At 31.5% G+C, this 13184-nt stretch carries 10 protein-coding genes; 3 read left to right on the forward strand and 7 right to left on the reverse strand.

Annotated elements, in window-relative coordinates; translation table 11 throughout:
• Nucleotides 1–124 precede the first annotated feature (124 nt).
• Together ahpC and L992_RS09050 are read left to right on the forward strand one after the other, a co-directional pair.
• Complete coding sequence (gene ahpC / locus L992_RS09045) at nt 125–688, forward strand: alkyl hydroperoxide reductase subunit C (RefSeq protein ID WP_047381341.1); 564 nt, start codon at nt 125–127, stop codon at nt 686–688.
• Nucleotides 689–772: 84 nt separating this feature from the next.
• Entirely contained in the window at nt 773–2407 is a 1635-nt protein-coding gene (locus tag L992_RS09050) for an FAD-dependent oxidoreductase (RefSeq protein ID WP_047395762.1), read from the forward strand.
• Nucleotides 2408–2473: 66 nt separating this feature from the next.
• On the opposite strand, the gene L992_RS09055 is transcribed toward L992_RS09050, so the two are convergent.
• Both L992_RS09055 and L992_RS09060 read right to left on the reverse strand, forming a co-directional pair.
• Nucleotides 2474–2983, reverse strand: coding sequence for a flavodoxin family protein (locus L992_RS09055; RefSeq protein WP_047381346.1), 510 nt, complete (start codon nt 2981–2983; stop codon nt 2474–2476).
• Nucleotides 2984–2996: 13 nt separating this feature from the next.
• Nucleotides 2997–4226: a coproporphyrinogen-III oxidase family protein gene (locus tag L992_RS09060; protein ID WP_047381347.1), complete on the reverse strand. Its 1230-nt coding sequence runs from the start codon at nt 4224–4226 to the stop codon at nt 2997–2999.
• Nucleotides 4227–4351: 125 nt separating this feature from the next.
• On the opposite strand from L992_RS09060, the gene L992_RS09065 reads away from it, so the two are divergent.
• Nucleotides 4352–6478: a TonB-dependent receptor gene (locus tag L992_RS09065; protein WP_047395763.1), complete on the forward strand. Its 2127-nt coding sequence runs from the start codon at nt 4352–4354 to the stop codon at nt 6476–6478.
• A gap of 49 nt (nt 6479–6527) precedes the next feature.
• Here the strand turns inward: L992_RS09065 and L992_RS09070 are convergent, their stop codons facing one another.
• From L992_RS09070 to L992_RS13530, 5 genes are all read right to left on the reverse strand, one after another.
• On the reverse strand, nt 6528–7562 hold the full coding sequence (locus tag L992_RS09070) for a ribonucleotide-diphosphate reductase subunit beta (protein WP_047381351.1): 1035 nt from the start codon (nt 7560–7562) through the stop codon (nt 6528–6530).
• Entirely contained in the window at nt 7555–9801 is a 2247-nt protein-coding gene (locus L992_RS09075) for a ribonucleoside-diphosphate reductase subunit alpha (RefSeq protein WP_047395766.1), read from the reverse strand. The genes L992_RS09070 and L992_RS09075 overlap by 8 nt, the downstream gene beginning before the upstream one ends.
• Nucleotide 9802: 1 nt before the next feature.
• Nucleotides 9803–10006: a glutaredoxin domain-containing protein gene (locus L992_RS09080; protein ID WP_047381357.1), complete on the reverse strand. Its 204-nt coding sequence runs from the start codon at nt 10004–10006 to the stop codon at nt 9803–9805.
• Between the two features lie 175 nt (nt 10007–10181).
• A complete protein-coding gene (locus L992_RS09085) occupies nt 10182–12656 on the reverse strand; it encodes a heavy metal translocating P-type ATPase (protein WP_156110671.1) in 2475 nt (824 codons plus the stop codon).
• A 12-nt stretch (nt 12657–12668) separates the two neighbouring features.
• Complete coding sequence (locus tag L992_RS13530) at nt 12669–12932, reverse strand: metal-sensing transcriptional repressor (protein WP_047381359.1); 264 nt, start codon at nt 12930–12932, stop codon at nt 12669–12671.
• Between the last annotated feature and the right edge of the window lie 252 nt (nt 12933–13184).

Here is a 13184-nt window from a genome sequence, read left to right on the forward strand (position 1 = left end):
GTAACAATATTTTAATATTCAAAATATTTTTAAATAAAAACTTGACTTTTTTTCAAAAATAAATTATTATTAGTTTGTAATGATTACAAATTAATAATAATTATAAAATATAGGAGGTTATCAAATGTCATTAATTGGAAAAAATATTGGAGAATTCAAAGCTCAAGCTTATCACAACGGAGATTTTATTGAGGTTACAAACGAATCTATAAAAGGAAAATGGTCAGTATTCTTCTTCTATCCTGCAGACTTTACTTTTGTTTGTCCTACTGAGTTAGGAGACTTAGCAGACAACTATGCTAGTTTTAAAGATATCAACTGTGAAATCTATTCTGTTTCAACAGATACTCACTTCGTTCATAAGGCGTGGCATGATACTTCTGAAACTATCAAAAAAATTCAATACCCTATGATTGCAGATCCTACAAGAAAAATTTCTGAAATGTTTGGAGTTTTAATTCCAGAAGAGGGATTAGCTTTAAGAGGAAGTTTCGTTATAAATCCTGAAGGAAAAATCGTTGCATACGAAATCCACGACTTAGGAATAGGAAGAGATGCAGGAGAGCTATTAAGAAAAGTTCAAGCTGCTCAATTCGTTGCTCAACACGGTGGACAAGTTTGTCCTGCTAAGTGGAAACCTGGTTCAGAAACTTTAAAACCATCTTTAGACTTAATTGGAAAAATCTAATAATTTAAATAATAACTTTAAAGGCACTTCTTAGTGCCTTTAATTTTTAAACACTATATAATCGATACTTTTATGAGGTGAAATATGGAAAAAATATATGATTTAATAATTATAGGCGGCGGTCCTGCTGGATTATCCGCTGGAATTTATGCCGGTAGAGCACAAATGGATGTTCTTATTATTGAAAAGGGAGAAGTCGGTGGACAAATTACAACAACTTCAGAAGTTGTTAACTATCCTGGTATAAAAGAGATTTCAGGTCATCATTTAGGTGCTCATATGAAAGAGCAGGCTGTTGGATTTGGAGTAGAATTTTTAAAAGCTGAAGTTACAGATATGAATTTTCAAAATGATATAAAAGAAATTTTAACAACTTCTGGAACATACAAAGCTCTTAGCACAATTATCGCTACGGGAGCTAATCCTAGAAAACTTGGATTCCCAGGTGAATTAGAGTTCACTGGAAGAGGAGTAGCTTATTGTGCTACATGTGATGGAGAATTCTTTACAAGACTTGAAGTTTTTGTTATTGGTGCTGGATATGCAGCCGCAGAAGAGGCGATGTTTCTAACTAAATTTGCTAGAAAAGTTACTATTATAGCTAGGGAACCTGAGTTTACATGTGCTAAATCTATAGCTGAAAAGGTTTTAAAACATCCCAAAATCGAAGTTAAATTTAATTCTGAGATTTTAGAGGCTAGCGGAGATACAAAACTTAGAAAAGCTATTTTTAGAGATAACTCTACGAACACAACTTGGGAATATATTCCTGCTAATAACGAATCATTTGGAATCTTTGTATTCATAGGATATAAGCCACAAAGTGATCTATTTAAATCTCATATTCAGCTAGACTCTGCTGGATATATTATAACTAATGAGGATTTACAAACAAATGTAGAGGGCGTTTATGCAATCGGAGATATTAGACCTAAAAGACTGAGACAGGTTGTAACTGCAGTAGCTGATGGTGCACTTGCTGCAACTGTTTTAGAAAAAGTTGTCGAAGATAAAAGAGAGAGACTAGGAATAGAAAAAGAAGAGAAAAAAGTAGCTACAACTTCTGATATATCTAAAGAAGTTTCAGATTCTAAATTCCTAGATGAAGGAATCATCTCTCAACTTACAGGTATCTTTGAAAGATTCAAAACTAATATTAAAATTGTAGCAATATTAAATGAATCTGCACTTTCAAAAGATATAGATTCATTCCTAACAGAAATCTCTGATATCTCTGATAAAATAAGTTTAAAACTTTACAAGGAAAAAGAAAATCCTGAACTAGAGAAAAAAATAAAGTTGGAAAATTATCCTACTATCGCTATCTTAGACTCTGAAAATAATTTTAGAGGAGTTAAATTCTCTGGTCTTCCAAGTGGACATGAGTTAAACTCATTCATTCTAGCACTATACAATATAGCTGGCCCTGGTCAAGAGATTTCACCGGATTTAAAAACAAAAATCGCATCTTTAAATAAGGATGTGAACTTAAAAATAGCCGTTTCTTTATCTTGTTCTCTTTGTCCTGAAGTTGTTACTGGAGCTCATAGATTAGCGATAGAGAACCCTCATATATCAGCTGAAATGATTGATATTTTTGCCTTCCCAACTTTAAAAGATAAATTTAATTTAATGGGAGTTCCCGCTCTTATTATAAATGATAACGAAGTTGTATTTGGAAAGCAGTCTATCGAAGAGATTTTAGAAAAACTTAATTAATACTTTAAACAAAAAGGTGTGAAGCTTGAACTGCTCCACACCTTTTTTTATCTATTATATACAACTTTATCCTAAAATCATTTTAAAATATTTTTGTGCATTCTCAAAATCTTGCTCATCTGGATGAGTACTTGCATTTTCAATTCTTGCTAATCTTTCAGGAGTTAATGGATGAATTAAATTGATTGGGAATTTCCCCATTCTTTCTACTAATTTATCTGCAACTTTTCCTAAAGATAAAAATCCTCCAAGAAGAGTGTTGTTCTTAGTACAAAGCTCTGTAACTCTTCTATGAACTTTTTTTCCATGGTCTGAATCAGGTTCAGCTCCTAAAGTTCCAAAGAAAGCTACCTCTTTACCTGAAGTTTTACCCAATAATTTTCTAATTCTAGCATCTGCAGTTCCTTTATCTACCCAGAATCCAAAAATTATTCTATCATAATTTTTTATCATCTCTGGTGTAACCTCTTCTACAGAGAATATAGCTTTTTCTCCTTCTATAATTTCAAAAATAGCTTCTCCTACTTTTTTTGTATTTCCTGTCAACGATGAATATATAAGTGCTGTCTTTCTCATTTATCTCCCCTTTTTATCCTTCAAAGTATGCTTCAACTAATAATGATGATATATTATTTCCCCAGAAAATCCCTTTTTGTGTATACTTATACTCAGTTTCTCCTAATTCAATATATCCTTCTTTTTCTAAGTTCTGTAACGCTTCATAAAGTTTCGGATATCTCTCTCCTGCAACCAATTTTAAATCCTCTAAAGCAACATGCTCATATTGAGTTAATCCAGATATTCTTTTCATCTTCATAACTTGCTCAGAATCTTCAGAGTAGAATGTTACTAACTTATTTAAATGGTATAACTCCATATTTTGAACTCTTCCACCTGCTCCAACTCCTATAGGAATTAAATCTTTTAATTTATGAACATTTCTTATATATCTATATGAATCTGTTCCTCTTGTAAGTTTTGTATGTTCTAAAACTTCATATCCATTATTTAATAAATTATTTAAGAAAGCATCATGTAGCTCTCTATCTCTTTCAGTTTTATAATCAAAACTTTTTTCTCCAGAACTTAGATCTTTTGAAATTGATGATCCATCATGTATCATAAGTGAATAGAAACTTACGCTATCTGGTGCTACTTCTCCTACTATTCTTGCATCTTCAAGAACCTCTTCTAAAGACTGATCTAAATAGTTATAAATTATATCTAAGCAAACCAATCCACCAAACTTCTCTTTTATCTCTTTCACTCTATTCGCAACAAACTCTTGCTCATAAGTTCTATTAAGTAATTTTCTTCCTCTGTTTGAGAACGTTTGAATTCCAATACTCAATCTGTTTACTCCATATTTTTTCATTATCTCCAACTTTTCCCAAGTTAAATTATGTAAAGTCGTCTCAAAAGTAAACTCATAAGTTTCGTCTAAAGGAAATACCTCTCTCAAAGTTGATAGAACCTTTTCTAACTGATGAGGCTTTAATATCGTCGGTGTTCCTCCACCAAAGAAAATTACAGAGAATTTTTTCTTTTGAATATAAACTTTATCTCTATATTTATTAATTTCTTTTATTAGAAACTTTGTATAATCCTCCAAATCATTGTCTAATTGCTTTCTATTCATATTGCAGAATGAACAAATCTTATCGCAGAATGGTACGTGAACATATATTCCACCATCTAAATCTTCTGGTTCTTTATTCATTAACTTCCAATAAGAAGTCGGTAATTTTAACTTTCTTTTACTTTTTGATAAGATTACATCTTTTACATCATGATGTGATTTAAATCTTGTTTTAAACATCTTCCCTCTCCCAACTACAAATTTTTTCGTTACAAAAACATTTGACTTTCAAATTACTTTATACTACAATTGTAATAGTTTATTTTAATTTTGTCAATTTATTTATGGGGAGGATGCTTTAAAATATGAAAAAAACTTTAATTTTATTGGGAATTATAAGTATTTTAACAACTGCAGAGGAACAAGGAGTTAAATTAGAAGACACAGTAATCGCATCTACAACAGGTTTCGAAGAAAAATTGGGGAAAGAAAATAAAAATATTATTCTAATCACAAAAGAAAATTTAGAGAAAAAAGAGTATAAAAATGTAGAAGAAGTTTTACGAGATTCACCAAATGTTATGGTTCAAGAAACATACTTTGGACCAGTTATTGATTTAAGAGGAAATGGAGAAAGAGCTCTTTCAAGAGTCAAGGTTTTAGTTGATGGTGTCGCTATAAACCCTCTCGATGAATCAATGGGAACTCTACCTATCAATACAATTCCTGTTAATTCTATTGAAAAAATTGAAGTTATTCCTGGAGGAGGAGCAGTTTTAAATGGATCTGGTACAGCTGGTGGAGTAGTTAACATAATTACAAAAGCTACCGAAAGAAAAGATTATTTTATTTTAAACTACGGCAATCACTCTTACGATACAAATAAAATCTCATTCAGTACTGGTTATAATGTAAATGATAATCTTTATATAAATACTGGCTACTCATATCTAAATGGAAAAGGATATAGAGATGGAGATCAAAAAGAAAATGGAAGCTTTACAGGAGGATTTGATTATAGATTAACTCCAAATCAAAGAATAAAGTTCCAAGGAACAAAATTTAGAGGTAACGAGGATACTTCAACTGCTCCTATGAGAGAGGAGCTAGCAAAAGATAGAAAAATAGCTGGTTTCCCTGTTCAAAGTAATAGTGACAGAGAAAGCTACACTTTAGATTACGAGTTAAAAGTTAATAACCAACTAACTTTACTTACAACTCTTTATGACCAAAGATATAAAAGAAACTTCATAGAAGATTCTATAATGGATTACAAAATGGATAAAATTGGTTCCATGCCATTTGATTTAATTGGCTATGATTTACCTGCTAGAATGGATGGAAGATTTGATGAAAAATCAAAAGGTGCTAAAATTAGAGGTAAGTACTCTTATGATAAAGGAGAGTTAGTTCTTGGATATGATTATAACAACACTAAACTAAAAAGAGCTAGCTATATAACAACATCTGGAAAATTTTATCCTCTTATGAATGGAAATCCACTACCTATAGGAATGAATGCAGATGTAAATATCGATATATTAAATGATGTATATAAAGAGACAAACGCTGTTTATGCTCTTAATAAATATGAACTTACCGATAAGTTAAATCTAATTACTGGACTAAGATATGAGCATTCGACTTTTGGTGGAGATAGAATAAGCAATACCAATGTGACGGCTTCTCCTATGAAACCCATAAATACATCAAAAACTATTAGTGACGAAAGAGAATCTGACAATTTCGCTGCTGAAATTGGTCTTAACTATACATACAGTGATACAGGAAGTGTTTTTGGAAGATATGAAAGAGGATTTATATCTCCAATGCCTGGTCAAATAACTAATAAAAATCAAAATTTAGAATATACAAGTAACGATTTAAAATCAGAAACTTCTGATAACTTTGAAATTGGAATTAGAGATTTTGTTGGAAATACTTATCTTTCTTGGAGTGTATTCACAACATATACAAACGATGAGATTACTTTAATTCAAGGGAATGTACACAACCCAGCTACAAAATGGTGGGCTTACGAAAATCTTGCTAAAACTAGAAGAATCGGAACAGAAATTTTTGCTGAACACTACTTTGATAAACTTACAATCAGTGAAGGTATCACTTATATAGATTCAAAAATAACTAGTGGAGATTTTAAAGATGAAAAGGTTCCATTAGCTCCAGAAGGAAAACTTACTTTAAAAGCTGACTATAAATTTACATCTAAATTCAATGCAGGTCTTGCATTTAATTACGTCGGTAAATCAACTGTTAGAGAGTTTAATGAGGATAACTCTACATTTACTACAAAAGTTTCTGGATATCACTTCACAGATCTTTCATTACAATATAAAATAAATGAATTTTTTGTTGTAAGCGGTGGTATCAATAATATATTCAATGATAAATATAACTATTCTGAAACTAAAAATACAGCAACTCCAGCACCAGAAAGAAATTACTATATAGGTGGTACATTATCATTCTAAATAATAAAACGACAGAAAAAATCTGTCGTTTTTTGTTTGTTAACCACTATTAGAATTCATCCCATCCATCTACAGATGAACTCATATTGTAACTCGTTACAGTTCCTTCGAAGAAGTTTGCTTTAACATTTCCCTCTCCCTCTGTATCTGCAAATTTTTCTAAATGTCTATACGGATTTTTTTCAAACCCTTCATATATTGGTTTTAACCCAATAGTTTTTAATCTCTCATTTGCTAACCACTTCGTATATCTTTCAGTCGTTTCTTCAGTTATACCTAAAATCCCATTTCCGATTATATGATTTGTCCAAGCTATCTCTTCATCAACAGCATTTTTAAACATCTCATATATCATATCATCCGAGAAGAATCCTGGATTTTCATTTTTAATCTCTTTAATTAACTGCCCAAATATAACGACATGTGATAACTCATCTCTATTTATAAGTTTAATTATATCAGATGTTCCCATCATTCTATTTCTACTTGCTAAAAGATAGAAGAAATTAAATCCATTATAGAAATATATTGCCTCTAGAAGGTAATCCGCTACAATAACTCTTGAGAAGTTTTCATCACTCGGATTTTCTAAGAAACTTTGATATATCTCTGCTATATATCTGTTTCTTTTAAACAGAACCTCATCCTCTCTCCATTTATCATAGATTGAGTTTCTAATCTCTTTTGGAAGAATAGACTCTATTATATATTGATAAGATTGTGAGTGAATAGCCTCTTGGAAAGTCTGAATCGAAAGAATCAAATTTATCTCTGGAGCTGTTATATAATCTGATACATTTGGAATATTATTTGTTTGAATACTATCTAAAAATATTAAAAATGATAGTATCCCATCGTATGCCGCTGCTTCTTCATCAGTCAGATTCTCATAGTCATTTTTATCTTGAGTTAAGTCAATTTTTTCTGGAATCCAGAAGTTACCCATCATCGATCTATAAAGTTGGTTTGCCCAACCATATTTAACATTATTCAGATTAAATATATTTGTACTATCACCCTTTATAATTTTTCTCTCAGATAAAGAGTCGTTTCCTAAAGGATTAAAAAGTTTTTTTCTATCCACTGCAGCTCTCACACTCCTCTTTTTCATTAACTATATTTGTATTTTTCTGTATCGTTCTTATATAATAAACCGATTTACATCCCTCTTTCCAAGCTGTCATAAAGGTATCGTATATATCTTTTGCTCTTATATCTTTATTTAAATCAAAAATTAGTTCCATAGAAACACCTTGAGTTATCCATTTTCCAATTCTACTCATAATTGTCACATAAGTCTTTGGGTCCACATTTTTAAACTCTGGATAGAACCAAGCTCTATCTTTTAAATGTTTTACAACTCTTGGAACAGCACCCTTTTGATTTTTCTCTATATAGAATCTAGAGAAAGTAGGATTTACAGAAGCTGTCGAACCCATAAGTAGTGATGTTGATGTGTTTGGTGCTATTGCTGTAAGCTCACCATTACGCAACCCATAAGTTTCTACTAAATCGAAAGCCTCTGCCCATTTCTCAGCAAACTTTGAACTTTCTAAGTATTCAGCTTTCTCTTTTCCAAAGAAAATACCTTTATCCCACATTGAACCTTTAAACATAGGATATACTCCTCTAGTTTTCGCAAGTTTTGCAGATGATTTTACACTGTAAATTGCAATCTCTTCAAACAACTCATCTATCTCATTTAAAGATTCATCATATATCATAAACTCTCTAGCTAAGTAATCAGCTAATCCCATAGTTCCAACACCTATAGTTCTATAAGCTAAATTATGTTTATCTGACTCTTTTATTGGAGTTTTCGTTAGGTCAATTGTATTATCTAAAATTCTTACAGATATATCTACAATCTCCTCTAACTCCTCTTTTTCTATCTCAGCTAAGTTCATAGAAACTAGATTACAAGTGTGAACCTCTCCCAACTTTGTAGTTCTAACACCCATCTCACCTTCAGTTTCCTCGTTAAACTTTTTACTTGGCGAGAAGTTCGAGAAACTTTCCATACAAAGATTTCCATTTCCTATCATCCCAGCATGACTATTATGATTCATCTTATTAGCTCTATCTTTAAAGAAAATATATGGCATTCCTGTTTCTATTTGAACTTTCATTATCTCTTTAAATAGCTCTCTAGCTTTTATAACTTTTTTAAGATTTAGCTCATCATCAGCCTCTATTTTTAAATATAACTCTTCAAACTGCTCTCCGTAGATTTCACATAGTTCAACATCATATTTTTTACGAATCTCATATGGATCAACTAAAGTCCAAGCGGCATCCTCTTCAACTCTTCTCATAAACATATCCGACAATACAACTTGCGGATAGATATCATAAGCCTTTCCTCTTTGATCTCCATTTTCTGTTTGAAGCTCTAAGAAATGTTCTATATCTAAGTGCCAAGAATCTAAAGCCACTGTAACAGCTCCAGCTCTTCTTCCTTGCTGATTAACAGCAACAGCAGTATCATTTATAATTTTTATCCAAGGAACTACTCCTCCACTGGCATTATAGTACCCATTTACCATCGAGTTTTTTGCTCTAACTCTTGATATATTTAAACCTACTCCTCCACCATTTTTACTAATTTTTGCAACTGTATCTACATTATAGAAAATAGATTCTATATTGTCATCCATTGCTGTAATAAAACATGATGAAAGATTTCCATTTGGAAGTCTTAAATTTGCTAAAATTGGTGTCGCCAATGAAACTTTTTTCAGCGATAGTGCTTCATAAAATCTTTTTGCAACTCCTACCTTATCTTCTTCATTTATGGCTAAAAGCATAGCGATACACATAAAAACTTCTTGAGGTAATTCGAAAATATCCCCTCTATATTTTAATAGATATCTATTTACAAACATATTCGCACCAGCATAGTCATACATCATATCTCTTGATATATCGATAGCCTTTTGAAGCTCTAAAACTTCCTCTTCTGAATAGTTTAGCAATCTATCGTCATATATTCCTAACTCTACTAATTTTTTTATACTCTCAAAAAACTTTCCATAAGAGAACCCTCTTTTATGAAAAACCTCTCTCTCTGTTTCCATCATAAGTAATCTTCCAGCTACATATGTCCAATCACTCTCATCAAAACTGGTCATAGCTACAGCTTGATTGATTAGAGACTCTTGAATTTTCTTAGTCGTTATATTCTCTTGATAGATTGACTCTATATGACTTTCTAACTCAATCATATTTACTTCTAAACCTTCACAAGCTCTTTGAAGTTTCTCTCTAATTTTAGTTATATCTAAATTTTCCCTTATTCCAGCTCTATTTATAACCTGTCTCATTTTATAGAACCTCTAAAAAACTTTCCATCGAGTAGTATTTTCCATCTTTTTCAACAACAGGTGCACTCATAATTCTAGCCTTACTTGCTACGATCATAAGAGTTTTTAAATCTTGAATGTACTCATATTCTAAGCCTTTTTCATCTAAAATTCTCTTTAAAGTTTCACATTTACTACAATCTTCTTTACCAAATACCTTTATCATTATAAGCCTCCTAAACACAACATCTTGTGTCGTTCTCTTTTTCTTTTTACAACATATAGTATTATTACATAAATTCCAAAATTTTTCAATAAAATTTTATAGTTAAATAGTATACATTTTTTATTTTTTAAAATATAGAAAAGCCACCTAAAAAATTTCTAGATGGCTTCAATTATTATGCTACTTTTTCAATATTTATAACTTCGTAATCATTCTCTTTTAATATATTTACAATCGCCTCTTCTGAAACATCTCCAGAAACTATTGCACAGTTTTCAGGAAGGCTAACTTCTACAGCTTCAACTCCGTTTAAACTTTCTAAAGCTTCCTTTACATGCTTAACACATCTCATGCAACTCATTCCATTGATTAAAACTTTCTTTTTCATAACTTTCTCGCTCCCTTTGTCTGATATTTTATCTGGCTTAAATCCTTTTAATCTTAAAGCATTACTTATAACTGACACTGAACTTATACTCATAGCTCCACCTGCTATCATTGGACTTAATAGCGGTCCACCAAACAGATGTAACACTCCCATTGCCACAGGTATTCCTAGAATATTGTATCCAAATGCCCAGAATAGATTCTGCTTTATATTTTTAATAGTTTCTCTACTTAACTTTATAGCTGTAGGAACATCCATTAAATCACTTCTCATTAAAACTATATCTGCTGATTCAATTGCAACGTCAGTTCCAGAACCTATCGCAATTCCAACATCTGCTTGAGCTAGAGCTGGAGCATCATTTATTCCATCTCCAACCATTGCAACTTTTTTACCCTCATCTTGCAATCTTTTTACTTCAGCCGCTTTATCTTTTGGTAAAACTTCTGCGAATACTCTATCTATTCCAACTTGAGCTGCTATAGCTTCAGCTGTTTTTCTATTGTCTCCAGTTATCATTGCAACTTCGATTCCCATAGCATGAAGAACCTCTATAGCTTTTTTAGAGTTTTCTTTAACTGTATCAGCTACAGCTATAATACCAGCTATCTCTTTCTCTATTGAGATAAACATAGGTGTTTTTCCTTCACTAGCTAATAAATCTGATTTATTCTCTAAACTTTTTAAATCTATTTCGCTTTCAATCATCAGCTTTTTATTCCCTAAAAGAACCTCTTTTCCTTCTATCTCAACTTTTATTCCATGCCCTGGGATAGCCACGAACGAGTCAACTTTTTTAAGATCCATTTTTTTATCCTCAGCAGCTTTTACAATAGCTTCTCCTAAAGGATGCTCTGAACCTTTTTCAGCACTTGCAGCTAAAACTAAAAGCTCATCTTTTGAGATTATGCTCTCTACTAATATATCTGTAACCTTAGGTTTCCCCTCTGTGATTGTTCCTGTTTTATCAAATATAACTGTTTTTACTTTGTGAGCAGACTCTAATGCCTCTCCACTTTTAATTAGAACTCCATACTCGGCACCTTTTCCAGTTCCTATCATTATAGCTGTCGGTGTTGCAAGTCCTAAAGCACATGGACAAGCTATTACTAAAACTGATATAAATATTGTAAGTGCAAACTCTAAATCTTTTGTAGCTAGATACCAACTTAATCCAGAAAGAATTGCTAGTACTATTACAACTGGTACAAAGTAACCTGATATTATGTCTGCTAACTTTGCAATTGGAGCTTTTGAACCTTGAGCATCTTCTACAAGTTTTATAATTTGAGCTAAAGCTGTATCTTTTCCAACTTTTGTTGCTTTATACTTTATAGAACCATTTTTATTTATACTTGCTCCTATAATTGATGAACCAATAACTTTTTCAACAGGGATACTCTCTCCAGTTAACATAGATTCATCTATAGCTGTACTTCCTTCAATAACAACCCCATCCACAGGAATCTTATCTCCAGGTTTAACAATAACTGTATCTCCAACCTTTACATCTTCTAAAGGTATAACTACCTCTCTTCCTTCAACTTCTATACGAGCAGTTTTTGGAGCTAATCCCATAAGTTTTTTTATAGCTTCTGATGTTTTCCCTTTACTTACAGCTTCTAAATATTTTCCAAGAGTTATAAGCAGTAAAATTGTTGCTGCTGACTCAAAATATAATTCGTGAGCATATCTTGGTTCTCCACCAAATATTTTTACAACTGCAAATACACCATACACATAAGCTGCCGAAGTTCCAATAGCTATTAGTGAATCCATATTTGGACTTCTTTTTAATAGCGTTCTAACTCCTACCTTAAAGAATTTATATCCAACCAACATAACTGGTGTTGTCAAAAGTAGCTGAGCCATCGAAAATGTTTTTGGACTCATCTCAGGTGAGATAAAGTCTGGAAGTGAATATCCAACCATATGTCCCATTGAGATTATCAATAACGGTATTGTAAATATAAGTGATACAATAAATCTGTTCCAAAGTTCTTTGATCTCTTTCTCTCTAGTATCTTCACTTTTAGATGAATCAAACTCCTCTACTGGAATAGCTTTATATCCTGCATTTTCAACTGCATTTATAATTTCATGATTATTCAATTTTTTCTCATCATATTTGACAACCAATTTTTCTGTTGCTAAATTTACATTTGCTTCTATTATTCCGTTTAATTTTCTAACTGCCTTTTCGACATGACCTGAACAAGCTGAACAAGTCATTCCCTCTATTTTGAATGTATTATCTTTCATGATTCTCTCCTCTTACTTCATAATTTTATTTAAGACATCCACAACTTCACCAATTTTTTCATCAACATCTGTACTGCTAAAAGCATTTTTTACACAACTTTCCATATGTTGTTTTAAAATTAATTTATTTGCTTTTTTCAATAAAGCTTCTGCCGCTAAAATTTGATTTACTACATCTAGACAATATCTTCCATCATCTATCATCTTTAATGTTGCATCAATCTGTCCACGACACGTTTTTAACATCAATACTGCTTTTTCCTTATCTGTTTTCATATATTAATCACCTCGAGATTTACTTTATGCCTGAATAATATCATACTTTTTTTTCTGTGTCAACCCCCCCTATGGGGGTAGGGTTTATTTTTTGATTTTTTTTTGAACCATTCTTCAAGCTTCTCTTTTGATGCACTTTATTTTTTCTGTGTTCTTTTTTTAAAAAAATAAAAAAATTTCTTTTCTGAAAAAAAACATTGTTGACATTTTTTTACGGATATGGTATTATTAATTGAAACCGATGATTAAGTA

Origin of the sequence: Cetobacterium sp. ZOR0034 (assembly GCF_000799075.1) — a bacterium.
Lineage (GTDB): Bacteria > Fusobacteriota > Fusobacteriia > Fusobacteriales > Fusobacteriaceae > Cetobacterium_A.